The organism is Luteimonas sp. Soil_N_1, assembly GCF_057656255.1.
Window position 1 is genome coordinate 1,974,752 of sequence record NZ_JBDGKS010000001.1, and the last position, 23,188, is coordinate 1,997,939.

The 23,188-nt window shown below is 68.1% G+C and carries 24 protein-coding genes, 1 tRNA gene and 1 pseudogene; 15 read left to right on the plus strand and 11 right to left on the minus strand.

The genetic code is table 11. From position 1 onward, the window contains the following. Positions 1 to 29: 29 nt before the first annotated feature. Positions 30 to 317 (minus strand): DUF3247 family protein, encoded by a 288-nt coding sequence (locus AC3A4E_RS09140; protein ID WP_487631172.1) that lies wholly within the window; start codon positions 315 to 317, stop codon positions 30 to 32. 104 nt (positions 318 to 421) lie between these two features. Then, on the minus strand, positions 422 to 1,162 hold the full coding sequence (locus AC3A4E_RS09145; RefSeq protein WP_487631173.1) for a Crp/Fnr family transcriptional regulator: 741 nt from the start codon (positions 1,160 to 1,162) through the stop codon (positions 422 to 424). A gap of 178 nt (positions 1,163 to 1,340) precedes the next feature. On the opposite strand from AC3A4E_RS09145, the gene AC3A4E_RS09150 reads away from it, so the two are divergent. Beyond that, complete coding sequence (locus AC3A4E_RS09150; protein ID WP_487631174.1) at positions 1,341 to 1,562, plus strand: hypothetical protein; 222 nt, start codon at positions 1,341 to 1,343, stop codon at positions 1,560 to 1,562. Between the two features lie 7 nt (positions 1,563 to 1,569). Here the strand turns inward: AC3A4E_RS09150 and AC3A4E_RS09155 are convergent, their stop codons facing one another. Further along, positions 1,570 to 1,764 carry a CPXCG motif-containing cysteine-rich protein gene (locus tag AC3A4E_RS09155; protein ID WP_487631175.1) on the minus strand — a complete coding sequence of 65 codons (195 nt, stop codon included), beginning with the start codon at positions 1,762 to 1,764 and terminating at the stop codon, positions 1,570 to 1,572. Positions 1,765 to 1,857: 93 nt separating this feature from the next. On the opposite strand from AC3A4E_RS09155, the gene AC3A4E_RS09160 reads away from it, so the two are divergent. The 3 genes and pseudogenes from AC3A4E_RS09160 (at position 1,858) to AC3A4E_RS09170 (ending at position 5,927) form a co-directional block, all read left to right on the plus strand. Next, a complete protein-coding gene (locus AC3A4E_RS09160; RefSeq protein WP_487631176.1) occupies positions 1,858 to 4,188 on the plus strand; it encodes an FdhF/YdeP family oxidoreductase in 2,331 nt (776 codons plus the stop codon). Between the two features lie 122 nt (positions 4,189 to 4,310). Next, the gene (locus tag AC3A4E_RS09165; RefSeq protein WP_487631177.1) at positions 4,311 to 5,540 is read left to right on the plus strand and encodes an MFS transporter; all 1,230 of its coding nucleotides are present in this window, start codon (positions 4,311 to 4,313) and stop codon (positions 5,538 to 5,540) included. A 5-nt stretch (positions 5,541 to 5,545) separates the two neighbouring features. Beyond that, a pseudogene (locus AC3A4E_RS09170) lies at positions 5,546 to 5,927 on the plus strand (VOC family protein). A 15-nt stretch (positions 5,928 to 5,942) separates the two neighbouring features. Here the strand turns inward: AC3A4E_RS09170 and AC3A4E_RS09175 are convergent. From AC3A4E_RS09175 to AC3A4E_RS09185, 3 genes are read right to left on the minus strand one after another with little or no spacing between them, the layout of a single operon-like run. Further along, positions 5,943 to 7,007, minus strand: coding sequence for an ATP-grasp domain-containing protein (locus AC3A4E_RS09175; protein ID WP_487631178.1), 1,065 nt, complete (start codon positions 7,005 to 7,007; stop codon positions 5,943 to 5,945). After that, on the minus strand, positions 7,004 to 8,170 hold the full coding sequence (locus AC3A4E_RS09180; protein WP_487631179.1) for a peptidase MATCAP family protein: 1,167 nt from the start codon (positions 8,168 to 8,170) through the stop codon (positions 7,004 to 7,006). The genes AC3A4E_RS09175 and AC3A4E_RS09180 overlap by 4 nt, the downstream gene beginning before the upstream one ends. A 44-nt stretch (positions 8,171 to 8,214) precedes the next feature. Beyond that, entirely contained in the window at positions 8,215 to 9,063 is an 849-nt protein-coding gene (locus tag AC3A4E_RS09185; protein WP_487631180.1) for an N-formylglutamate amidohydrolase, read from the minus strand. 108 nt (positions 9,064 to 9,171) lie between these two features. Between AC3A4E_RS09185 and AC3A4E_RS09190 the strand changes: the two genes are divergently transcribed. The 4 genes from AC3A4E_RS09190 to AC3A4E_RS09205 all read left to right on the plus strand — a co-directional run bounded on the left by AC3A4E_RS09190 (position 9,172) and on the right by AC3A4E_RS09205 (position 13,818). Then, positions 9,172 to 9,720, plus strand: a complete 549-nt coding sequence (locus AC3A4E_RS09190) for a YaeQ family protein (RefSeq protein WP_487631181.1) — start codon at positions 9,172 to 9,174, stop codon at positions 9,718 to 9,720. Positions 9,721 to 9,806: 86 nt separating this feature from the next. Then, positions 9,807 to 11,960, plus strand: a complete 2,154-nt coding sequence (locus AC3A4E_RS09195) for a S46 family peptidase (RefSeq protein ID WP_487631182.1) — start codon at positions 9,807 to 9,809, stop codon at positions 11,958 to 11,960. Positions 11,961 to 12,045: 85 nt separating this feature from the next. Then, entirely contained in the window at positions 12,046 to 12,903 is an 858-nt protein-coding gene (locus AC3A4E_RS09200) for a PA4780 family RIO1-like protein kinase (RefSeq protein WP_487631183.1), read from the plus strand. A gap of 15 nt (positions 12,904 to 12,918) precedes the next feature. Beyond that, complete coding sequence (locus tag AC3A4E_RS09205; RefSeq protein WP_487631184.1) at positions 12,919 to 13,818, plus strand: pseudouridine synthase; 900 nt, start codon at positions 12,919 to 12,921, stop codon at positions 13,816 to 13,818. 16 nt (positions 13,819 to 13,834) lie between these two features. On the opposite strand, the gene AC3A4E_RS09210 is transcribed toward AC3A4E_RS09205, so the two are convergent. Both AC3A4E_RS09210 and AC3A4E_RS09215 read right to left on the minus strand, forming a co-directional pair. Beyond that, positions 13,835 to 15,085: a TIGR03862 family flavoprotein gene (locus AC3A4E_RS09210; protein WP_487631185.1), complete on the minus strand. Its 1,251-nt coding sequence runs from the start codon at positions 15,083 to 15,085 to the stop codon at positions 13,835 to 13,837. Position 15,086: 1 nt separating this feature from the next. Continuing rightward, complete coding sequence (locus AC3A4E_RS09215) at positions 15,087 to 15,425, minus strand: VOC family protein (protein ID WP_487631186.1); 339 nt, start codon at positions 15,423 to 15,425, stop codon at positions 15,087 to 15,089. A gap of 115 nt (positions 15,426 to 15,540) precedes the next feature. Between AC3A4E_RS09215 and AC3A4E_RS09220 the strand changes: the two genes are divergently transcribed. From AC3A4E_RS09220 to AC3A4E_RS09230, 3 genes are all read left to right on the plus strand, one after another. Beyond that, positions 15,541 to 15,804, plus strand: a complete 264-nt coding sequence (locus AC3A4E_RS09220; RefSeq protein ID WP_487631187.1) for a DksA/TraR family C4-type zinc finger protein — start codon at positions 15,541 to 15,543, stop codon at positions 15,802 to 15,804. An 80-nt stretch (positions 15,805 to 15,884) separates the two neighbouring features. Continuing rightward, positions 15,885 to 16,925 (plus strand): AI-2E family transporter, encoded by a 1,041-nt coding sequence (locus tag AC3A4E_RS09225; protein ID WP_487631188.1) that lies wholly within the window; start codon positions 15,885 to 15,887, stop codon positions 16,923 to 16,925. Between the two features lie 70 nt (positions 16,926 to 16,995). Then, entirely contained in the window at positions 16,996 to 17,340 is a 345-nt protein-coding gene (locus AC3A4E_RS09230) for a RidA family protein (protein ID WP_487631189.1), read from the plus strand. Between the two features lie 13 nt (positions 17,341 to 17,353). Here the strand turns inward: AC3A4E_RS09230 and AC3A4E_RS09235 are convergent, their stop codons facing one another. Continuing rightward, positions 17,354 to 17,962, minus strand: coding sequence for a mechanosensitive ion channel domain-containing protein (locus tag AC3A4E_RS09235; protein ID WP_487631190.1), 609 nt, complete (start codon positions 17,960 to 17,962; stop codon positions 17,354 to 17,356). A 160-nt stretch (positions 17,963 to 18,122) separates the two neighbouring features. Here AC3A4E_RS09235 and AC3A4E_RS09240 point away from each other — a divergent pair, with 160 nt between their 5' ends. Continuing rightward, on the plus strand, positions 18,123 to 18,509 hold the full coding sequence (locus AC3A4E_RS09240) for a DUF6165 family protein (RefSeq protein ID WP_487631191.1): 387 nt from the start codon (positions 18,123 to 18,125) through the stop codon (positions 18,507 to 18,509). 70 nt (positions 18,510 to 18,579) lie between these two features. Here the strand turns inward: AC3A4E_RS09240 and AC3A4E_RS09245 are convergent. Together AC3A4E_RS09245 and rnd are read right to left on the minus strand one after the other, a co-directional pair. Then, positions 18,580 to 18,655, minus strand: a tRNA-Ala gene (locus AC3A4E_RS09245). A gap of 16 nt (positions 18,656 to 18,671) precedes the next feature. Next, positions 18,672 to 19,799: a ribonuclease D gene (gene rnd / locus AC3A4E_RS09250; RefSeq protein ID WP_487631192.1), complete on the minus strand. Its 1,128-nt coding sequence runs from the start codon at positions 19,797 to 19,799 to the stop codon at positions 18,672 to 18,674. 109 nt (positions 19,800 to 19,908) lie between these two features. Here rnd and AC3A4E_RS09255 point away from each other — a divergent pair, with 109 nt between their 5' ends. Genes AC3A4E_RS09255 through AC3A4E_RS09265 form a run of 3 tightly spaced genes read left to right on the plus strand, consistent with a single transcriptional unit; the run spans position 19,909 to position 23,159 of the window. Beyond that, a complete protein-coding gene (locus AC3A4E_RS09255; RefSeq protein WP_487631193.1) occupies positions 19,909 to 21,729 on the plus strand; it encodes a formylglycine-generating enzyme family protein in 1,821 nt (606 codons plus the stop codon). A 33-nt stretch (positions 21,730 to 21,762) separates the two neighbouring features. Next, the gene (locus AC3A4E_RS09260; protein ID WP_487631194.1) at positions 21,763 to 22,683 is read left to right on the plus strand and encodes a M48 family metallopeptidase; all 921 of its coding nucleotides are present in this window, start codon (positions 21,763 to 21,765) and stop codon (positions 22,681 to 22,683) included. 47 nt (positions 22,684 to 22,730) lie between these two features. Further along, positions 22,731 to 23,159 (plus strand): hypothetical protein, encoded by a 429-nt coding sequence (locus AC3A4E_RS09265; RefSeq protein WP_487631195.1) that lies wholly within the window; start codon positions 22,731 to 22,733, stop codon positions 23,157 to 23,159. The last annotated feature ends 29 nt before the right edge of the window (positions 23,160 to 23,188 follow it).

Below are 23,188 nucleotides of genomic sequence, written 5' to 3' on the forward strand. Positions count from 1 at the left end.
ACGCGCGGCGCCACCGTGATCGATGCGACTCAGGCCGTGCGGAGCTGCTCGATGTCGCGCACATCCCCCACCCAAACGTAATGCGGCGTCGCCCGCTGCGCGAGATCGTCGAGCCGCAAGCGTGCGTTGTGGCCTTCGTCGCCATCGCTGTTGCGGAAGATTTCCAGCGTCGGCCGGGCAGAGACCGTGCCCTCGACGACGCTGCCGTCGTCGAGCGTGACGCGTACCCGGGCCTCGTCATCGAGCAGCACGATGCGCTGTTCGATCGCGTCGACATCCTCGCGGCTGGTGAAGATGCGTGCGGGCGTCTGACTCATGGAAAACTCCTTCGGGGGAATGCACCCATGCTCGCGCGGCCCGCGCAACAGGCCGTGACGAAGTGGTCTTGCGACGCAGACGCCGGCGCGAACGCCGGCGACACTCAGCCTTCGAGCGCGGGGCGCAGCAGCCGGTCGTACTCGGTCCGCACCACGCCGTAGCACTCGCAGGAGCGTGCCACCAGACATTCGCGGTCCAGCACCTGGATCACGCCGCGGCTGTAGCGGATGCAGCCGTCTTCCTGCAGGCGGCGCGCGGCCTCGGTGATGCCTTCGCGACGCACGCCCAGCAGATGCGCGATCTGCTCCTGGGTCATCTTGATCTCTACCGAGCCCACGCGATCGTTGACCAGCAGCAGCCAGCGCGACAACTGCTTGTCGACCGTATGGTGGCGATTGCAGACGCCGGTCATCGCGGTCTGGGTGACCAGCGCCTGGAAGTAGCGCAGCAGGATTTCCTGGAACGCGCCGCCACGCTGGAACTCGCGGATCGCGAACTCGCCACGCAGGGCCAATGCTTCGCCGCCCACCTTGACCACGGCGCGCGTCGGCACGCTGCGTGCGCCGGTCAACAGACCGATGCCGACCACACCTTCGTTGCCGACCATCGCGAACTCGCTGGTATCGCCACTCTCCAGCGCATACATCAGCGACACGATGCCTTCGCGCGGGAAGTAGATCGTCGACTGGGCCACGTTGGCTTCGTGCAGCACCTTGCCGGCCGGCATGTCGACCAGCTGGACTTCGTCGCCGACGCGGTCACAGACGTCGTCGGGCAGGTCCTGCAGCAATCCATTGAGCGGCGCCCAGGGCGCTTTCTTCTTCATGCGCAGCGAAAGGTCCATCTGATGAACGAATATGGATTTTCCCGACTGAATGCGGTGTCGTATGTACGGCAGCGCGCATACAGCTGACTGAACTACGTGCGTTACCGAACAGACCCTGACTGCGCAGCATTCACATGCTGTCGACGCAATGCGGCGCGCGCCGGTGCCGCTTCCGCCCTCAGACAAGGAAACCGACGTGGACGCCGAAGACGTCGAGTTGTGCAGGATCTATGGACAGATGTCCCGGGAATACCTGGGAAGCCGGACGTGGGACGAGTGCGAGGACCAGCTCCGCGAGGGTTGGATCCGGCTGCGGCGCGATCCGGAGATGAGCTGGGACGATGCCGCACCGCTGGTCCGCACATTCTGGGAACTCGCACCGGATACTCCTTATCCGCCTGAGAACGTCGAGGCCTGACGCGCGATCAGTCCTCGCGACCGGCATCGAGCCGGATGCCATCGTCATCGACGGCCAGATGCATTTCAATGGGTCGGCAGCAGACCGGGCAATCCTCGACGTAATCCGCATCGCCGACACTGGCATCGACCAGCGTCTCGAAGCGTTCTCCGCACCACGGGCAGCGCAATTTCGCGACATCCTGCATGGCTCGATGATGCATGCGTCTCCGTTTGCAGGCTGTGAGACGGATATTCACGTCATCGGCGCTGTCGCTGCGAGACGGTAGGGCGCTACGTCACAGCCGGAGTCCGCCATGACCGAATCGCATCCAACCTTCACCCGCTACGAGGCGCCAGCGGGGGGCTGGGGGTCGGTCCGGTCACTGCTTCGCTACGGAACCGGAGATGGTGCGCAGACGATCGAGGGCACACGGCAGCTGCGTCGCCAGAACAAGATCGACGGTTTCGCCTGCGTCAGCTGCTCATGGGCCAAACCGGCCGAGCCGCACACGTTCGAGTTCTGCGAGAACGGCGCCAAGGCAACGATGTGGGAACTGGACACGCGGCGTGCAGATGCGGCGTTCTTCGCGCAGCACACCGTGACCGAGTTGTTGACCTGGGCCGATCACGATCTCGAAGCGGCCGGCAGGCTGGTCGAACCGATGCGCTACGACGCCGCAAGCGACCGCTACGTGCCGGTGTCCTGGCACGATGCGTTCGCCATCGCCGGTGACGTCATGCGCGACATGGCCCCCGAACGCGCGGTGTTCTACGCATCCGGCCGCGCGTCGCTGGAAACGTCCTACATGTACGGCCTGTTGGCGCGCATGTACGGCAACAACAATCTGCCCGACAGCTCCAACATGTGTCACGAGAGCACATCGGTCGGCCTGCCGCGCAGCATCGGCGTCCCGGTCGGCACCGTGCTGCTGGAAGATTTCGAACACACCGACTGCATCATTTCGTTCGGACAGAACGTCGGCGTCAACAGCCCGCGCATGCTGCATCCGCTGCAGGAAGCCGCGCGTCGCGGGGCGGAGATCATCACCTTCAATCCGCTGTACGAACGCGGCTGGGAGCGCTTCACCAATCCGCAGGAACCGCTGGCGATGGCCACCGGCGCGTCGACGCGGATCAGCAACGCCTACTTTCCGGTGCGTGCCGGCGGCGACATCGCGCTGATGCAGGGCCTGGCGCGCGCGTTGCTGGATCTCGACGACGCGGCGCAGGCGCAAAGCCGCGCCCGCGTGCTCGATGTCGGTTTCATCGAGACCCACACCAACGGCTTCGAAGCATTCGAGGCCTGGGTACGCGCGGCGGACTGGACGGATATCGAACGCGAGAGCGGATTGTCACGTGCCGACATCGAAGGCGTGGCCGGCGTCTATGCGCAGGCCGAGTCGGCGATCCTGATCTACGGCATGGGCCTGACCCAGCATCGCCACGGCGTCGACAACGTGCGCATGGTCTGCAATCTCGCGCTGATGCGCGGCAACGTCGGCCGTCCGGGCGCTGGCATCTGCCCGGTACGCGGGCATTCGAACGTGCAGGGACAGCGCACCGTCGGCATTTCCGAGAAGCCCGAGCTCGTGCCACTCGACAAGCTCGCCGCGCAGTACGGCTTCGAGCCGCCGCGCGAAAAGGGGCTCGATACCGTCGGCACGGTGGAAGGCATCCTCGACGGCAGCGTCGAAGCCTTTATCGGACTCGGTGGCAACTTCTCCCGCGCCGCGCCGGATACCGGACGACTGGAACCCGCGTGGCAGGGACTCGCGCTGAGCCTGCAGGTCGCCACGCATCTCAACCGCAACCATCTGCTGTGCGGACGCGAGACGTTGCTGCTGCCGTGCCTGGGCCGCATCGAGGAAGACGTGCAGGACGGCGTGGCGCAACGCGTCAGCATCGAGGACAGCACGACCTGCATCCATGCCTCGTTCGGCAACAGTCCGCCAGCCGGTCCGATGCTGCGCTCCGAACCCGCGATCGTCGCTGCGCTTGCGCAGGCGATCCTGTCGCCGGAACGCGCCGCGTGCGCACCGTGGCAGTCGTGGGTCAGCGACTACGCACGCGTCCGCGATGCGATCGAAGAGACGTATCCCGAGCAGTTCCGCGATTTCAATGCGCGTCTGTACACGCCCGGCGGTTTTCCGCGACCGGTCGCGGCGCGCGAACGTCGCTGGTCGACAGAAAGCGGCAAGGCCGAGTTCCACGTGCCCGACGTGATCTGCGCGACCGGCTTTGCCGACAAGGCGGGGCGCTATCGATTGCTGACCGTGCGCAGCAACGACCAGTTCAACACCACGGTCTACGGTTATCACGACCGCTTCCGCGGCATCGATGGCACGCGCCGCGTTGTGCTGATGAACGCCGACGATATCGCCGAGCTGGGCCTGGACGACGGCGAACAGATCACCCTGGCGGCGGATTTCGACGACGATCCGGAGATCCGAGAAGTCGGCGGCCTGCGCGCGATTCCCTACCGCATTCCGCGCGGCTGCATCGCGGCCTACTACCCGGAATGCAATCCGCTGATCCCGGTTTCGCACCATGCGATCGACAGTCATGTGCCCGCGGGCAAGTCTGTGCCGGTGCGCGTGGTTCGCGGTGGAAATGCGCCGGTTCCGGCGGGGCCGGCGCCGGACTGAGAGACCTGCGCGCCGGTCGTGTAGGCATGAGAGCGACCGTGACACACCGATCCATCCAGTTTACTGGCCTGCGTGACCCGGCAGGCCGATACTGACCGCCCACGTCGCTGTACCCGTCCCCGATGTCCGTCACTTCGCCGGCGCCACTGCGCCCCGGCCGTATCCGTCTTGCGTTGTTCCTCGCCGGCTTCGCCACGTTCTCGCTGCTGTACGGCGTGCAGCCGCTGCTGCCCGAATTCGCGCGCGAGTTCGGTGTGGGGCCGGCGGCGAGTTCGCTGCCGCTGTCGCTTGCGACGCTGGGCCTGGCGCTGTCGATCTTCTGCGCCGGCGCGGTCTCGGAAAATCTCGGACGCCGCGGCTTGATGTTCGTGTCGATGGCCGTCGCCGCCATGCTGACGATGCTCGCCGCGATGCTGTCGCACTGGCCGAGCCTGGTGATCGTACGCGCGCTTGCCGGCGTCGCGCTGGGCGGTGTGCCGGCGGTGGCGATGGTCTATCTCGCCGAGGAATTTCCGGCGCAGCGGCTGGGGTCGGCAGTCGGGCTGTACGTCGCCGGCAATGCGTTTGGCGGGATGATGGGACGGCTGTCGGTGAGCTTCCTGACCGACTGGTTCGACTGGCGCACCGCGCTGGCGCTGCTCGGTGGATTCGATCTGCTGGTCGCGATCGCCTTCGTCTGGCTGCTGCCGAAATCGCGTCACTTCGTGCGCCAGCGCGGGATCAACCTGCGCTTCCATCTGCGCGCCTGGGGCGGACATTTGCGCGATCCGCTGCTGCCCTGGCTGTTCGCGATTCCGTTCCTGGTGATGGGCGTGTTCGTCAGCGTCTACAACTATCTCGGATTCCGGCTCGGCGCTGCGCCGTTCAATCTGGGGCAGGCCGAGATCGGCTGGATCTTCAGCGCGTATGTGTTCGGCATCGTCAGTTCGACGGTGGCCGGCGGCCTGTCGGATCGCTTCGGTCGCGGCCCCGTCGTCGTCGCCGGTGTATTGCTGGCCGCGGCCGGCGTGCTGCTGACGCTCGCGCCGACGCTGTGGATGATCGTGCCGGGACTGGTACTGCTGACGATCGGCTTCTTCATCGCACACGCCGCGGCGAGTGCATGGGTCGGCCGGCTCGGCCGCACGCATCGCAGCCATGCGGCGTCGCTGTATCTGCTGTCGTACTACATGGGCTCGAGCCTGATCGGCGCGACCAGCGGCTGGCTGTGGGCGCACGGCGGCTGGCCGGTGCTGGCCGGCGGCGCGCTCCTGATGCTGGCGCTCGCGTTCGTCGCGGCCCGGCACCTGCAGCGTCACGCACCGGACACGCCGTCGCCCCCGCATCCGTCCACTGCCTCGACCGGAGACTGATCCCCATGCACATCGACGCCCTCGACCATCTGGTGCTGACAGTCGCCGATATCGACGCGACCTGCGCGTTCTACGGCCGCGTGTTCGGCATGCAGGTCGTGACGTTCGGCGAAGGCCGGCGCGCGCTCGCATTCGGCGTGCAGAAGATCAATCTGCACCAGGCCGGTCACGAGTTCGAACCGAAGGCGTTGCGGCCGACCCCCGGATCGGCGGACCTGTGTCTGCTGACGACAACGCCGCTGGACCAGGTGCAGGCAGAACTGCGCACCGCAGGCGTCCACATCGAAGACGGGCCGGTGCCCCCGTACGGGAGCGACTGGCCCGATTCTGTCCGTCTATGTACGCGATCCGGATGGCAACCTCATCGAGATCGCCAACCGGACCTGACGCGGTACGCGCCGCTTACAGCATCGCCAATTCGACGTTGCTGAGCGTCTTGCCGTAATGCTTGCGCAGGCGCAGCTTGCGCTCGAGGTCATCGAGAATGCGGCCCGAGAAATCGAGACCGGTCAGTTCCTCGAGCATGTTGATGCCGCCGGGCGTGTCGACGTTCACTTCCATCAGCTTGTCGCCGACGATGTCGAGGCCGACGAAGTACATGCCGTCGCGGATCAGCTTCGGCGCGACCAGTTCGGCCAGACGCAGCGCATCGGCATCGGGCTTGGCCATTTCGTACTTGCCGCCGGCGCTGATGTTGCTGCGCGCATCGCCGCTGTCGTTGTAGCGGCGGATACAGGCATAGGTGCCATCGACTTCGAGCGGACGGCCGTTGAGCATCAGCAAACGCAGGTCGCCATCCTTCGCTTTGGGCAGATATTCCTGCGCGATCGCATAGCCGTCGCGCAGCACGGCGTCGATCATCTGGTTGAGGTTGCCGGCGCTTTCAGGCGTGACCACGAAGACGCTCTGGCCACCGGAGCCCTGCAGCGGCTTGATGACGCCGTAGCCTTCGCGCGCTTCGATGAAGGCCTTGATCTCGTCGATGTTGCAGCTGATGCAGGTGACAGGCCGGACTTCCTCGGGGAAATGCTGGAAGTAGGTCTTGTTCGAGGCATCGGTCAGGTGCGTGGGATCGTTGACCACCAGCGCGTGCTTCAGCGCGCTGAGCTGCGCGAACAGCAGGCCGCTGCCCGGCGCCCAGGGGCGCTCGACCATTTCGTCGGCGGGATCGCTGCGCAGCATCAGCACGTCGAGATCGTCGACGGAAATGCGCTCGGTCGGACACTCGTCGGACTGCAGATCGGCGAGCAGCGCCGCGTCGTCGGCGTAGTCCTTGCCGCAGGGCATGTGCGCGCAGGCACGCACGGTGCCGTCTGCGTCGTAGGTGAAATCGGCGAGACCGATCAGGGCGATCTCATGGCCGCGCGACAGGGCGCGGCGGGCTAGACGGATCGTCGTGTAGTTGTCCTGCTCGGTGTCGACGTCGTTGACGACAAAGCCGAAACGCAGGGGGTGTCCGTCTGTCATGCAGCATGCTCCGGGGTGCGGTGTGTGTGGAAGAGGCGCTCGACCGGCGTGCGCCGGCAGGCGTCGAGGCGGCTGCGGAAATCCTCGTGAGTGGTGTAGCGGGGCAGCAGGACCGGCGGCACGATCCAGCCGTCGTCGACCAGCGCGTCCAGCAGTTCCAGCTGCGGCAATGCGAACTTGCCGAGGAACAGGGCGTCGAATTCGCCACCGGCTTCCAGATAGGCGAGCAGATCGCGCAGGCCGCGCAGATACACGGCGTCCTTGGTCAGGCCGCCGCCACGCCGCGCACGCACGGCGACATCGAAGGCGTCGTCGGTCGGCATGTCGTGGCTTTCGTGCAGGCAGGCGAAGATCGCCGGCAGCTGTTCGCCGTTCGCGGCCATCGAGGTTGCGACCACGCGCGCGGCGAGGATGCGCAGGCGCTCCCCGGGCAGATATCCGGCAAGGAATTCGCCGAGCACGCCGAGGCCTTCCTGCATCGGGTCGTAGTGCGCCAGACCGACTTCGAGCTGGCGCAGGGCCTGCTGGCGGCCGTTGTGACGGGTGACCACATGCGTGCCGATCTCGTGCTGGATCAGCGGCTGCACGCGTGCGCGCGGCAGGCGGATGTTGCCGTCGATGTAGAACGTGCCGTGCGAGACCATCAGCATCGAACTGATGTCGGTATCGACGACGACATCGATGTGGAAGTCGGGCGCGTGCGCGCGGTACCAGGCGATCTCGGCGTCGACCTGGCTGCGCACTTCATCGATCCCGCAATCGGCGGACAGCGGCTCACCAGTGCCGACACTGGCGAGGATGCGTTCGGCGAGCGCCAGCAGTTCCGGTTCCACCGCGCCGAACAGCGCAACGCTGGCATCGACGAAGCCGGCCTGGTCGCGCTGCTCGACCAGATCGATCATGCGGCCCAGTTCGCCCTGCTTCTCGGCGAGCAGCGCCTGCAGTGCCGGCGATTCGATCTCGCCGACGGGCAGGGCATCGAGCGCCTGGCGTGTCTCGATCAGATCGGTGTCGAGATCGACATAGCGCAGCGTGGGTTCCAGCGTGCGGCCGGAGGTTTCGAAGGCGTTCCACAGGCCGACGCCATCGAGCGGCGACAGGGCCAGCAGCCAGTCGAGCCGTGCATCGAGCGCGGCGAGCGCGTCGTCCACACGCGCGGCCACCGGCGGCAATGGTCGAGCGACCGGCCGCCGGACAACGCCCGCGCTCACTTGAGGAACTCCGGACGCACCGCGTCGACCGCATGCGACAGGCCATCGCGCAGGGCGTACAGCGCGGGGATATCCGCCTGCCCGCTCCATTCGTCCATGAAGATCTTCTTGTACTCGGGCGAGATCGTGCAGACGCGATCGCCCCAGTTCTCATAGACCCATTCGGGGAAATGGCCGCCGGTCGGGAAGCGCACATTGCAGCGCACGTCCGGCAGCGCGCCGCGTACCGGATGCCGGCGCAGCACGTTGGCGAAGCGCTTCGCGGTCTCGCCCCAGCGCTTGGGGTCGAGCGTCGTGATGCCCAGTTCGATATCCGGATTGGCGTCCTGCGACGCAGGCGCGGCGTCGGGTCCATCGCGGCGGTGGTTGTAGCTGTGGATGTCGATCAGCAGCGCGCTGCCCCAGCGGGCCACGGTGCGGTCGATGAGCTCACCGATCATGTCGTAGAAGCGATCGTGCAGCGCCAGCGAGGTTTCGCGTTCGACCGCGTCAAGCGGCGTGGTCCAGACATCGAGACCCCAGCAGGCCTCGGGACCGGTGTAGACGGCCTCGGCCCGCGGGCGATTGAGATCGACCTCGAAACGCGACTGCCGCACCCGCAGGCGGGTATCGCCGACCTGGGTCAGCAGGCTGGTGAGCGGATCTTCCTCGCGCCAGCGCGCATCGTCGTCGAGCTTGACGCGGGCGCGCAGCGACGGGCGCAAGGCATGGCCGTCATGGATCGCGGTGGCGATGACCGGGCCGTCGGCGACGGCCAGATCCCAAGCGTCGACGCGCTCGAGCAGCGCGGGCGGCGTGGTGTCGGAGAACAGAGGGGCGGGGGCGGAACGGCGTAAATCAGGCATGGCGCGCATGCTCGCAGTCGGGGAATGATGTGCCCGTGACCACATCGCCGCCCGGCGTTGACACCTGTTTAACCTACAATCGCGCCTCCCTCGCGCAGACCCTTCCTCATGGCGCCCAAGGCCACCGTCTACAAAGCCGAACTCCAGGTCACCGACATGGACCGGCATTACTACGCCTCGCACGACCTCGTGCTGGCGCAGCATCCGTCGGAGACCGAGGCGCGCCTGATGGTGCGGCTGATCACCTTCGCGCTGTTCGCCGACGAGCGTCTCGAGTTCGGTCGCGGCCTCAGCAACGAAGAGGAACCGGATCTGTGGCGCCGCGACTACACCGGCGACATCGAGCAGTGGATCGACCTCGGCCAGCCGGACGAGAGCCGCATCCGCAAGGCCAGCGGCCGCTCGCGCCAGGTCGTGGTGGTGAACTACAGCGGCAATGCCGCGCAGATCTGGTGGGACCGCATCGCGAACTCGCTGACCCGCCTGAAGAATCTGACCGTGGTCGATTTCGACCCGGCGAAGATCGACGAGGCGGTCGGCCTGCTGCAGCGGAGCATGCGCCTGACCGCGATGATCCAGGACGGCGAACTGCAGCTGATGAGCGAGTCGGAGACCGTCACGATGACCCCGGTGTGGCGGGTCCGTCCGGCCAGCTGAACGGCGACGCGTGACCTCCGGCCGTTGCCGGGGACGCGGGCGCTGATTAAGGTCGCGGCTCGCCACATTTCCGCCGGATGTTCCGCATGCCGTTCCGCCGCCCCGTTACTGCCGCGCTTGCCGCCGGCCTCGCGCTGTCCGCCGTGTCCGCACACGCCGATGAAGGCATGTGGATGCCGACCCAGCTGCCCGACATCGCCAAGCCCATGCGCGAGGCCGGTTTCCGAGGTCGCGCCGATGCGCTGGCCGACGTCACCGCGCCGCCGCTCAGCGCCGTGGTCAAGGTCGGTGGTGGCACCGGCGCCTTCGTCTCCGATGAAGGCCTGCTGCTGACCAACCACCACGTCGCCTACGGCGTGATCCAGTACAACAGCAGCGCCGAGCGCAACATCATCGACGGCGGCTTCATCGCCGAAGGCCGCGGCGACGAACGTCCGTCGAATCCGGACTTCCGTGTGCTGGTGACGGTCGGCTTCGACAAGGTCACAGACGACGTATTGGCTGATGCCCGCGGCAAGACCGGTCGCGCGTACTTCGACGCGGTGGACGCCGCCGGCAAGCGCATCGTCGCCGCGTGCGAAGCGTCGGGCGAGGTGCGTTGCAGCGTCGCCAACATGTATTACGGCACCGATTTCTATCGCATCCGCCAGCTGGAGCTGCGCGACGTGCGTCTGGTCTATGCGCCGCCGCGCGCGATCGGCAACTACGGCGACGAGATCGACAATTTCATGTGGCCGCGCCACACCGGCGATTTCACCCTGCTGCGCGCCTACGTGGGCCGCGACGGCAAGCCGGCCGACTACAGCGCCGACAACGTGCCGTACGCACCGCCGGCGCATCTGCAGATCGCACGCGGCGGCCTGCACGCCGGCGATTACGCGATGCTCGCCGGCTATCCGGGCACGACCTTCCGCCATCGCACCGCGGCCGAGTTCGATGCCCAGGTCGCGCGCGTGCTGCCGCAGCGCGTGGCGGTGTTCGATGCGCTGATCGACGCGGTCGAGACCGCCGGCGCCGATGACGCCGACATCCGCACCCGCTACGCCTCGCAGCTGCAGTCGCTGAAGAACAACCGCAAGCGCGCCGCCGGTGAGCTCGAAGGCCTGCTGCGCAGCGACGCGGTGCGCCTGCGTGGCGAGGACGAGGCTGCGATGCTGGCCGCAACCACGGGCGGCGACGCGACCGACATCGCCGCGCTGCAGGCGATCCTCGGCCAGGCCGATGCTGCGGCCGCACGCGACCAGTTGCTGACCCTCGTCGCCAGCCAGACCCAGCTGCTGCGCTCGGCGCTGCTGCTCGAACGCCTGCGCATCGAATCGGCGAAGGCCGACGATGCCGCGCGCGAGACCGGCTACCAGCAGCGCGACCACGCGCTGATCGAAGGGGTGCTGCGCCAGGCCCAGCGTCGCTATGCGCCGTCGGCGGAGAAGGCCGTGCTCGGCGTGCTGGTCGGCCGCTACCAGCAGTTGCCCGATGCGCAGCGTCTGGCAGCCTTCGATGCCGCGTTCGGCCGCACGCCCGAATCCTTGAAGACCGCGCTGGACACGGTCTACGCGCGCACGACACTGGGCGAAGAGGCACAGCGCCTGTCGCGGTTCGCCGATGCCCGCGCCGGCCGTCCGCTGGCCGACGATCCGCTGCTCGCACTGGCCGCCCAGCTGGTCGCCGCGCAGCTCGATGCCGAGGACGCGCGCAAGACCCGCGAAGGCGAACAGCTGCGGCTGCGCCCGGCCTACATGCGTGCGCTGTTCGCATGGCGCGCGCAGCAGGGCCGCGCGGTCTACCCCGACGCGAACGGAACCTTGCGCGTGAGCTACGGCAAGGTCGAAGCGCTGGCGCCGCGCGATGCGGTGGCGTTCTCGCCGGTGACCACGGTCGCCGGCATCGTCGAGAAGAACACCGGGCAGGTGCCGTTCGACGCACCACAGCCGCTGCTCGACGCGATCGCCAAGGGTGATTTCGAAGGCACCGCCGAAGCCTCGCTCGGCACCCAGCCGGTGAACTTCCTGACCAATCTCGACACCACCGGCGGCAACTCGGGCTCGCCGGTCCTCAATGCGCGCGGTGAACTGGTCGGCCTGAACTTCGACAGCAACTGGGAGTCGGTCAGCGCGAGCTGGTGGTTCGATCCGCGTTACAAGCGCGCGATCCACGTCGACATGCGCTACATGCGCTGGCTGATGGCCAAGGTGTATCCGGCGCCGGTATTGCTCGAGGAGATGGGGCTGCCGGCACGCTGATGCCGTTCGCCGGTCGGGTGCCGTTCGGGCGCGCGACCGGCGCAGGCCGCACAATGTCAGGCCAAACCCGGAGCCCCACGGCACCATGAAGATCCCGCAGGGACTGCAGCCACTGATCGAGGACGGCATCATCGATGCCGTACTGCGACCGCTCAAGAGCGGCAAAGAGGCTTCGGTGTACGTCGTCCAGGTCGGCGACGAGGTGCGTTGCGCGAAGGTCTACAAGGACATGGCGCAGCGCAGTTTCCAGGCGCGCGTGCAGTATCAGGAAGGCCGCAAGGTCCGCGGCAGCCGCGAGCAGCGTGCGATGGGCAAGGCGACCAAGTTCGGCCGTCGCGAGCAGGAAGCCGCATGGAAGACCACCGAGGTCGATGCGCTGTACGCCCTGGCCGATGCCGGCGTGCGCGTGCCGCAGCCCTATGGTTTCTTCCACGGCGTCCTGCTGATGGACCTGGTCACCGACGCCGAAGGTTTCAGCGCGCCGCGTCTGGCCGAAGTGGATCTCGAACCCGACCAGGCACGCGAATGGCATCTGATGCTGGTGCGCGACATTGTGCGGATGCTGGTGCTGGGCATGGTCCACGGCGATCTGTCCGAGTACAACGTGCTGGCCACGCCCGACGGCCCGGTGTTGATCGACTTCCCGCAGGTCGTCAGCGCGGCCGGAAACAACGCCGCGCGTGACATGCTGCTGCGCGACGTGCACAACGTCCGCGACACGCTCGCGCGCTTCGCGCCGGAACTCGCCGACACGCATTACGGCGAGGAGATGTGGGCGCTGTACGAGGCGGGTGACCTGAAGGCCGATACGCCGCTGACCGGCACGTTCGTGTTCGATACGCGCAAGGCCGACACCGGCGCGATCCTGTGGTCGATCGAGGATGCGCGCCAGGAAGCGGTGATCCGCCAGCAGGGCCGCGAAGAGGCCGATGAAGCCGACTGATCCACGTCTGCGCGCATGAGCCGCCCGCGGTTTCCGCCGCGGGATGGCGTGCCGGCGAGCCGGCTGCAACTGCCGCCGGGTCCGTGGGCCACCGTATTCGACGCCTTGGTCGCGCATTTCCCCCAGGTCGACGCATCGATCTGGCGGGATCGCGTAGCGCGGGGCAGGGTGCTCGATGCGCACGGTGACCCGGTCACGCTGCAGACGCCGTATCGCGTCGGCGCCGAGATCGGTTATTACCGCGAGGTCATCGACGAGCCGGTGATCGATGCGGCCGAACGCATCCTGCACGTCGACGATCATCTCGTGGTCGCCGACAAACCGCATGGCCTGCCGGTCGCGCCGACCGGCGCCTTCGTCACCCAGACGCTGCTGACACGGCTGGTGGCGACGCTCGGCAATCCCGATCTCGTGCCACTGCACCGGATCGATCGCGGCACGGCCGGGCTGGTGCTGTTCTCGGCCGATCCCGCGAGCCGCGCCGCGTACCAGGCGCTGTTCCGCGAATCGCGTATCCACAAGACCTACGAAGCGCTGGCGCCGCCGTTACCGGCGCTCGCGTTCCCGATGACGCGCCACAGCCGCATCGAACGCGGCGAGCCGTTCTTCCGCATGGCCGAGGTCGACGGCACGCCGAACAGCGAGACGCGCATCGACGTTCGCGAACGTGGCGCCGGACGGTGGCGTTATGCGCTGTCGCCGGTCAGCGGACGCAAGCACCAGTTGCGCGTGCACATGGCTGCACTCGGCGCGCCGATCCTGCACGACCCCTGGTATCCGACGCTGCAGGACGATGCCGACGGCGCGCGGCCGCCGTTGCAGTTGCTGGCCCGCGCACTTGCGTTCGACGATCCGCTCGACGGACGCCCGCGCCATTTCGAATCGGAATTCCGGCTTTCGGAATCGCTGGACTGAGAACGCGTTGCGCCTGTCAGGCGGCCGGCACCCGGCGCTGCAGCCACGCCCGCACGCCATCCACCGCAACGGCTGCACTCGCATAGCAGGCCGTCAGCAGATACCCGCCGGTCGGCGCTTCCCAGTCCAGCATTTCCCCAGCGACGAATACGCCGGGCAGGGCATCGAGCATCAGCGCGTCGCCGGTTGCCTCCAGACGCACGCCGCCCGCGCTGCTGATCGCTTCTTCGATCGGTCGCGGCGCCTGCAACCGCAGCGGCAGGCGCTTGATCGCCGCTGCGACGCGTGCCGAATCATCGAGTGCGGCGCGATCGAGCAGCTCGAACAGCAATCCCGTCTTCGCGGCATCAAGACCGGTCGCACGACGCAGATGTTCGCCGACGCTGCGACGTCCGCGCGGGCGCGAAAGATCGCTCTCCAGTCGCGCGAGGTCGCGTCCCGGCGCGAGATCCAGTTCCAGCAGCGCACTGCCGTCGCGCGCGATGGTGTCGCGCAAGATCCCGGAGATCGCGTAGATCGCGCTGCCTTCGATGCCGGTCGTCGTCAGCACGCATTCGCCCTGCAGCGTATGCGGCGTGCCGTCGAGTCCGGTCCAGTGCAGCACGACCGGTTTCAGCGGTGCGCCGGCGTGACGCTCGGCGAGATGCGCGCTCCAGCCGATGTCGAATCCACAGTTCGCCGGGACCAGTGGCGCCACGTCGACGCCGCGCGCCGACAGCACGGACTGCCAGCGGCCATCGGAGCCGAGCTCCGGCCAGCTGGCACCGCCCATCGCCAGCAGCGTGGCATCGGCGACGTGCGTGGTGCTGCCATCCGGCGTCTCGAACACCAGCGCGCCATCGTCGTCCCAGCCGGTCCAGCGATGCTGCACATGGAAGCGCACGCCGTCCTCGCGCAGTTGCCGCACCCAGCCGCGCAGCAACGGCGCGGCCTTGAGGTCCTCGGGGAACACGCGGCCGGAACTGCCGACGAAGGTCGGCACGCCGCGTGCCGCGGCCCAGTCGCGCAGCGCCTGCGCATCGAAGCGATCGAGCCAGCTACCGACCGCCGCGTCGCGCGCGCCGTAGCGCGCATCGAAGGCGGGGCGCGGCTCGGAGTGCGTGAGATTCAGGCCGCCCTTGCCGGCGATCAGGAACTTGCGCCCGACCGAGCCCTTGGCCTCGAACAGATCGACCTCCAGTCCCGCCGCGCGTGCGCGCTCGGCGGCGAACAGGCCGGCCGGCCCGCCACCGATGATGGCGAGCCGCGGCGTACGCACATCCGACATTTCAGGCGCCTTGCTGGAACGCCAGGATGTAGCCGTTGCAGTCGACGATGCCGAACTCGCGGGCGCCATAGGGCATGTCCTGCAGCGTCCAGGCGAGCTGCGCGCGGCCCTGCGTTTCGGCGAACACCGCGTCGATGTCGGGAACGGTGAAGTACAGCGTGCCGGTCAGCGTGGGCGCGCGGTGCCACAGATCGGCAGCGGTGAACACGACGCGTGCGCCATGGCCGGTGATGGTCAGCGTGTCGCCGGTCGACGGCGCCGCGGAGAAGCCGGGCAGGGCGGTGTAGAACGCGCGGGTGCGTTCGAGATCGGTGCAGCGCAGCAGCAGGGTCAGGGCCATGTCGGTCCTCCAGCGGAATCGACGCCATTATGACCGGGGCCGCCGCTCATCCCGAGTCAACGCGGCACCTGCTAGCGTCCACACTTCGTCAACACGCGACATGCAGGAGGCCGTCATGGCCACGGGCTGGGCTGGCGATGGCGCGGTGCAGGACCAGATCGACGCCACCGTGAAAGATGCGATCGAACGTGCCCGTAGCCAACTACGCAGCGGGCCGGGCCTGACGCACTGCGAAGAATGCGACGCGCCGATTCCGGAAGCGCGACGCCGCGCCGTGCCCGGCGTGCGCCTGTGCGTCGAATGCCAGGCCGCACACGACGACGACTACGCGCACAGCGGCTACAACCGCCGCGGAAGCAAGGACAGCCAGCTGCGCTGAGTGCTCCACCGGATTTGCACGCCCGTTATGGGACAAGGAGCGCCGCGTCGCGACGCGACCCCTCTCCCATCGGATCGACCATGCCCGCGTCGCAGGATCTCGCGTACTTCACTCGTCAAGTTCTGATCGTCCTCGCACTGCTCGCGGTGCTGGTGTTGTGCTGGGCGCTGACGCCCGTCTTCATGCTGGTATTCGGCGCGATCGTGGTCGCCGCGCTGCTGCTGTCGTTGTCGGGCCTGCTGCGCCGCTTCGTGCCGATGCCGCATGGCGTCGCACTGGCGATCGTGCTGGTGGTGCTGATCGGGGGGCTGGGTCTGCTGCTGTGGATGTTCGGCGCGCAGGCCACCCGCGAACTCGCCACGCTGACCGAAACCCTGCCGGCCGCCTACGCCCAGTTCCAGCAGTGGCTGGGCGAAACCAGCGTCGGTAGCCTGGTGCAGGAACAGCTCGACACCGTCCGCGACAACATGGGTCGCATTGCCAGCGGCGCCGGCGCGATCGCGATGACCGTCTCCAGCGGCACGATCGACATGTTCCTCGTGCTGGTCGGCGCGATCTACATCGCCGCGCAGCCGGAGATGTACCGCAATGGCCTGCTGCATCTGGTGCCGCAATCGGCCAAGTCGGCCGCGGCCGATGCGCTCGATTCCAGCGGACGTGCACTGCGCCTGTGGCTGGGCGGGCAGCTGGTTGCGATGCTCGTCGTCGGCATCATGACCGGCATCGGTTTGTGGCTGCTGGGCGTGCCGGCCGCGTTCGCCCTCGCGCTGATCGCGTTCCTGCTCGACTTCGTGCCGATCATCGGACCGATCGTCGCCGCCATCCCCGGCATCCTGCTGGCCTTCACCGTCAGCCCCCAGGTCGGATTCGCTACGATCGCGCTGTACATCGTGTTGCAGCAGATCGAGAGCAACGTGCTGCAGCCGTTGATCCAGCAGCGCGCCGTGGAGCTTCCGCCGGCGCTGCTGCTGTTCTCGCTGGTGATCTTCGGCAGCTTGCAGGGCGCTGCCGGCCTGCTGCTCGCCGCGCCGCTGACCGTGGTCGTCTACGTGCTGGTCAAGCGCCTCTACGTGCGCGAAGTGCTGGACGGCGACACCGTCGTGCCCGGCGAAAAGGACTGAGGCCGGCGATGGTTTGCGCACGGCGGCGCGCGCGCCTACCGTGGGCGCCCCGTTCCGTCAGGAGAGACCCATGAAGCGCATCGACGCCGGCCCGCGCATGTCCGAGGCCACGATCTACAACGACACCGTGTATTGCGCCGGGCAGGTCCCGTTGACCCCGGGCGCCGACATCGCGACCCAGACCCGCGAAGTGCTGCAGGAGATCGATGCGCTGCTGGCGCAGGCCGGCAGCGACAAGACCCGCATCCTGCAGGCGCAGATCGTGCTCGCCGACATCGCCGATTTCGCCGGCATGAATGCCGAATGGGACCGCTGGGTCGTCCCGGGCCAGGGACCGGCGCGCGCGACGATCGAGGGCAAGCTCGCCGATCCGGGCTGGCGCATCGAGATCATCGTGACCGCGGCGCTCGCCTGACCGCGACCCCGTTTCAGACGTCCAGTGGATCGCCTGCGGCCGCGCCCCCGCGTGCCGCAGGCAGTGCGCCACCGCGCCATCGACGTAGCGCCCGCTGGAAGAACAGGCTGTTGGGAATCTGCAGGCAGGTCCCGGCACCGTCGCCGTCGTCGGTCTCGCGCAAGGTGGTGTAGACGAGGTTGATGTCGACCACCTGGCCGCGCAGGCCGGGCTTCTCGCCGTTTTCCAGCAGCTCGACGTGGTCGTAGAGCCGGAACGGGCGCGTGGTGAGGATCAGCATCGTGCAGAAGATGTTCGACAGCACGCTCCACGCAGCGAAGAACGCGACCGCCGCCACGGCTGCAAAGCCGGTGAACGCCGTCCACAGCACCGTGCCGGACACGCCCATGCGTTCGAGGATCAGCAGCAGCGCGGCGGCGTAGATCAGGAACGAGGTCACGCGGCGCCCGCCGACGACGGCCTCGACCGGCAGCGTGTAGCGATGTCCGACGCGTTCGATGATCCGGCGCACCAGCAGCCGCAGCAGCCAGGCGACCAGCAGGATCAGCAGGATCTGGCCGATTGGCACGACGATGTCGAGCCAGTCGTGCAGCCACAGGGGCAGGCGGTCCTTGAAACGCACGGCAGCTCCACACACAGCGCCGATTGCGCCGGCGCACAGTTTACGCCGCGATGCAGCACACGCCGCAGCACAGGGCGTCGCGGATACGTGGCGCCCGAAGTGCCTTCAGCGCCGCGTTACCATGTGCGACCCACGACCTGCGCGAAGAAGAGGACATTCCGTGAGCACGATTCTGGCCCCGGTGTCGATCGGCGAACTCGCCGACAAGATCACCATCCTCGAGATCAAGGCCGAGCGCATCGGCGACGCGCAGAAGCTGGTCAACGTCCGCACCGAACTCGACGGCCTGCTGCCGCTGTGGGCGCCGCTGGCGGAGACGCAGCCGGAGATGGCCGAACTCAAGACGGCACTGCGCGACGCCAATACGCGCATGTGGGACGTGCAGGACGCGCTGCGCGCGAAAGAGGCCGCGCATGATTTCGGCGACGAGTTCGTCGAGCTCGCCCGCGCGGTCGCGCGGCACAACGGCGACCGGGTCGAGGTCAAGAACCGGATCAACCGGCTGGCCGGTTCGCGCTTCGTCGAAGAGAAGCAGTACCGCGCCTGAGGCGCGGGATCCTCCGGACTCAAAAGCAGAAAAGCCAGGACCTGGGTCCTGGCTTTCCGGCGGTATCGAGTGGTGGAGCCAAGGAGGATCGAACTCCTGACCTCGTCGATGCGAACGACGCGCTCTCCCAGCTGAGCTATGGCCCCACATGATGCGTGGCGATTATACGGTCCCCGCTGCGGGCTCGCCAGCCCTGTCGAGCAACGGCGCCAGCGACGGTTCCAGCTGGCCGCGGCGCCAGCCCGACAATGCGCCGGGCCAGTCGGCACCTTCGACCAGCGCTTCGAGCCACTTGCGCGAGGCCAGCACGCCGTCGGGCAGGCCGATCTCGGCACTGCGTTCGGCGACGGCCTGCTGCAGGCGCTTGAGCTGCTTGCGGTCGGGTTCTTCGCCGCGCGACAGCGGCATCTCGGCCTCGTCCGGCAGTTCGGTGGTCAGCGCCTGCCAGATCACACTGGTCAGCTTGCGCGGTGCCTTGGGATGCGCGTCCAGCCGCTGCTGCAGCGCGGCCGTGTCCGCAGGCGGATCGCGGGCGAGCAGGGTGGCCAGTTCATTGTCGAGGATCCAGCTGCGCGGCCGGTCGGTGGCGCGCGCGTAGGTCTCGCGCCAGCGCAGCAGCCGCGCGAGGCGACGTTGTGCGTCCGCATCGAGGAACAGGCCCGCACGGCCGCCCAGCTGCGGCCAGCGGTCGCCTTCCATGTTGCCGGCGGTGGCGACCAGACGCGCGCAGTCCTCGGTGAGCCACGCCGCGCGGTCGAGCGCATCGAGCTTGCCGGCAAGCGCGTCGTGCAGCGCGAACAGATGTGCGACGTCGTCGACCGCGTACTCGATCTGGGTCGGCGACAGCGGACGGCGCAGCCAGTCGGAGCGGGTCTCGCCCTTGGCCAGCGCCACACCGAGGGTTTCCTGCACCAGTCGCTGGTAGCCCATGCCCGCGCCAACGCCCGAGAGCGCCGCGGCGATCTGCGTGTCGAACAGCGGCGCCGGCACCGCACCGCAGGCGTGGCCGAAGGCGACGAGATCCTCGCTGGCGCTGTGCATGATCTTGAGGATGGCCGGGTCGGCCAGCAGCGGGCGCAGCGCCTCGGCGATGCCTGGTGCCAGCGGATCGACCAGCAGCACTTCGATGCCGTCGGCCTGTTCGATCGAGATCTGCACCAGCGCCAGCTGTGGCCAGAAGGTGCGTTCGCGGATGAACTCGGTGTCCAGACCCACGCGGGCCGGGCCGCTGGGAAGGTGCGCCAGCAGGGTTGCCGGATCGTTGATCCAGAAAGAATTGGGAGATGACATGCGCGGAAGCCTAGCGGCGCTGGCCGGTCGCGGCAATCGTCGGCGCTGTCGCATCGCCGCCACGGTCGCGATGGCTTAATCTGCGGCGATGCCCTCCACGGAGCCCGGTTTGCGCAGCATTTTCATCGTCGGCCTGCTGGGCGTGCTGCTGGCGGCATGCGGGGGCGCTCCTGACGACGCGCCCGCGCTCGGAGACGGCAGCGTCACGATCAGCGGCGACGACACCGTGGTGCCGGAACTCAACTGGACACCGCCGCAGGTCGTCATCGAAGAGGACGGCGTGGCAGATGCGGTGGAGCAGGCGCGTGCCGCGCTGGCCGCGGACGATCTGTACGCCAGCCCGACATCGGCCATTCCCCTGTATCTGGCGCTCGCGCGCATGCCGGGCCAGGAGCGGACGGCGCGCGACGGGCTGCGGCGCTCGCAGTCGCGCCTGCTCGAACTCGGCGTCCAGGCGCTGGTGGAGACCGACGAGCAGGACTCGATCGCGGGCCTGCGTGCGGCGCACGATTTCGCCGCCGTCGCGCGCTATCTCGCCCCCGGCGATGACGCGGTGGTGGGCTATCTGGAACGTGTCGACGACAGCGACCGCCTGTGGGAACTCAACCGGCTGGCGGAGCGTGAACTGCAGGCTGGCGCACTGGGCGAGGCGGGCGAGGGTGCCCTCGCACTGTTCCGCCAGGCGGTGGCATTGCGCCCGGGCCAGCCACGCGCGTTGCAGGGCATGGCCGCAGTCGAGAGCACGATGATCCGGCGTGCCGAGGTGGCCGCCGACGCGGCCGACTACCGCGACGCCTCGCGCTGGCTGGCGCATGCGGCGACGATTCGGCCGGGGTTCCCCACCGTGCCCGATGCCGAGCGGCGCCTGGAGCGCATGCGCGCCGCGCATATCCGCCGCCTGCGCGACGAAGGCATCGAAGCGCTGCCGAAGATCAACGGCGTGCTGGTGGCGCGCGAACGGCTGGCCCAGGTGATCGGCATTGCCGAACCGGGCGACCCGGTCGCCAACGATCTGCGCGAGCGCATCGATCGCGCGGTGCACTACGGTGATTTCCGTCCCGGCCAGGTCTTCACCGATGCGCTGGAGGGGGGCGCGCGCGGCCCGCAGGTCGTGGTGCTGCCGCATGGCGGCTTCATGATGGGCGCGTTGCCGGGCGATCGCGACGCCGATGCGAACGAGTCGCCACGCCACGCCGTGCGCTTCGAACGCGGCTTCGCCATGGGCGTGCGCGAAGTGTCGGTCGGCGAGTTCCGCCGCTTCGTCGACGCGACCGGCTACCAGTCCCGCGCCGTCCGACGCGGCTTCTCGATGGCCTACGACGAGCGGACCGGCAACTTCCTCCGCCGCAGCAAGGTCGACTGGCGCTCCGATTACGTGGGACGGCCGGCGGGCGACACCATGCCGGTCCTGCATGTGAGCGCAAAGGACGCGCAGGCCTATGTCGACTGGCTGGCGACGCAGAGCGGCCAGCGCTACCGGCTGCCGAGCGAAGCCGAGTTCGAGTACGCGTTCCGCAACGGCAGCAGCGAGCGGTACCCCTGGGGCGAAGACACTCCGCCCGAAGGCGCGGGCAACATGACCGGTGCGCTCGACCGCTCTCCGGGCGGGCGCGCCTGGGGCAACGCGTTTCCCGATTACGGCGACGGCTGGTGGGGGCCGGCGCCGGTCGGCACCTTCGAGCCCAACACCTGGGGCGTGCACGATCTGGCCGGCAACGTCAGCGAGTGGATGGCCGACTGCTGGCACGAGAACTACCGGCGCGCCCCCAAGGACGGTTCGGCCTGGGTGAATCCCGGCTGCCGCAACCAGGTGATCCGCGGCGGCTCCTGGGCCAGCTCGCCCGCGCAGACGCGCGCCAGCTGGCGGGCACTTGCGCAGGTGGACACCACAAATGCGAGACTCGGTTTCCGCGTGGTGCGCGAACTTTGACGATGTGCCGGGCGACCGGCCCGGGGAGACGAGATGAGACAGGATCCTTTCGGCGGTGACCGTCGTCAGACCGGGCGCGCGCCGCGTCGCCGGTTCGGCATGCGCTTCGTCGTCCTGCTGCTGTTCGCGGGCTACGGCGCGTACTACTACTTCTCCAACCAGAGCGTCGATCCGGTCACCGGCGAGACGGTCCTGATCGATCGCGGTCTCGACGTGACGCAGGAGAAGGCACTCGGTCTGGAGGCCTACCAGGAGATCCTGGGGCAGGAACGCCCGGTCGATCCGGACAGCGAGATCGCCAAGGATGTCCGTCTGATCGCCGAACGCCTGATCGCCAAGGTCGACGTGGTCGAGGCCGAGCTCGCGCGCGAACACGGCCTGGAACCGACCCGCTTCTCGCAGACCTTCGAGTGGGAGGTCAACGTGCTGGAGTCGGACCAGGCGAACGCCTTCTGCCTGCCGGGCGGCAAGATGGCGGTCTACACCGGGCTGATCCCGGTGGCGAAGAACGCCGACGCGCTGGCCGTCGTCATGGGCCACGAGATCGCCCACGCCCTGCTGCGCCATGGCGCCCAGCGCATGGCCCAGCAGCGGCTCACGCAGATCGGACAGATGGCCGGCTCGATGAGCGGCATGGATCCGCAGCAGCAGCAGATGGTCATGGCGGCGATGGGCTACGGCTACCTGCTGCCGTACGCGCGCAAGCACGAGACCGAGGCCGACAATATCGGCCTGATGCTCGCCGCCGCCGCGTGTTTCGATCCGCGCGAAGCGGTGCCGTTGTGGGAGCGCATGTCCGAAGCCAGCGGCGGCCAGGCACCCCCGGAGTTCTCGTCGACGCATCCCAATCCCGGCACCCGCATCCAGACGCTGGAAGCGCTGATGCCCAAGGCCCTCGAATACCGCGCGAAATTCTGCGAAGACGCGCAGGGCGAGACGACCGCCGCGCGTTGAGTGTGTTCGATCGATCCATCCCGGCTGACGTCAACGGAGGACACGCGATGCGGCGATACCTGGCAGCCACCCTGGTCTGTCTGTCCGCTACGGTCCTGGCGCAGTCGCCGGCGGACGATCCGGCGGCACCTTTCGCATTGAACCTGGCATGCGAGGGCGGTGGCCTGACTGCCGGCAGCACCGGCTATACCGGGTATGTCTATCTGAAGATCAGCGGCGACGGTGGCAGCGTCCAGTTGCCGTCGGCCATCCTGCCGCAGTTTGTGAACGGCAGGGGTGACAACTGGTTTCCGATCCATGACGTCGTGGTCGGGCAGGACGAGATCACCGCGAAATCGAAGTTCCACAGGCTCAGTTACACCAACCATCTGGTGATCGACCGCGTCCACGGGGAGATCCGCATTACCGGCGGCGGTGGCAGCTACCGGGGCGCGTGCGAACCCTACGATCCCGAGAACATCCAGCGCGCGTTCTGATCTCGCGGCGCAGTGGCGTGACCGCGCAG